The organism is Mesorhizobium sp. LNHC252B00 (assembly GCF_000502955.1).
Taxonomy (GTDB): Bacteria; Pseudomonadota; Alphaproteobacteria; order Rhizobiales; family Rhizobiaceae; genus Mesorhizobium.
Map to the genome: position 1 here is coordinate 1 of NZ_AYWO01000126.1, position 442 is coordinate 442.

The following is a 442-nucleotide window of genomic DNA, read 5'->3' on the forward strand; positions in this document are numbered from 1 at the left end:
CCGGCGGCGACCGCCGGATCGACGATGGCGACACCGGCGATCAAGAGCAGCCCCAGAATCCAGACCAGGGCGCCATAGCTGAAATGGCCGTGCCATCGGTTGAGGTTGAGATAGGCAAACAGGAACACCACGAAAGTCGCCGCCAGCGCCACCTCGGTGCCGGCTCTCCACATCTGCTCGTTGCCGGGCGAGATCTCGATGACCTTGTTGAGGAAGCCGAAATCGACACAGATATAGGCAAGCACCGCCCAGGCGAGGGCCGCCGTCGCCGGGAACATCGACGTCCCCTTGACCACGAACAGGATGGTCAGGAACAGCGCCAAAAGGCCGGCGATACCGATGACGATGCCGCGAAACAGCGTGTAGGAATTGACCGAATCCTTGTAGGATTCAGGATCCCAGAGGTAGACCTGCGGCAGCTTCGGCGAGGCGAGTTCGGCAA

General features: G+C 61.5%; 1 pseudogene. It reads right to left on the bottom strand.

From position 1 onward, the window contains the following. Positions 1–442 (bottom strand): annotated as a pseudogene (locus tag X744_RS01000000170765) (sensor domain-containing phosphodiesterase); the annotation flags it as partial.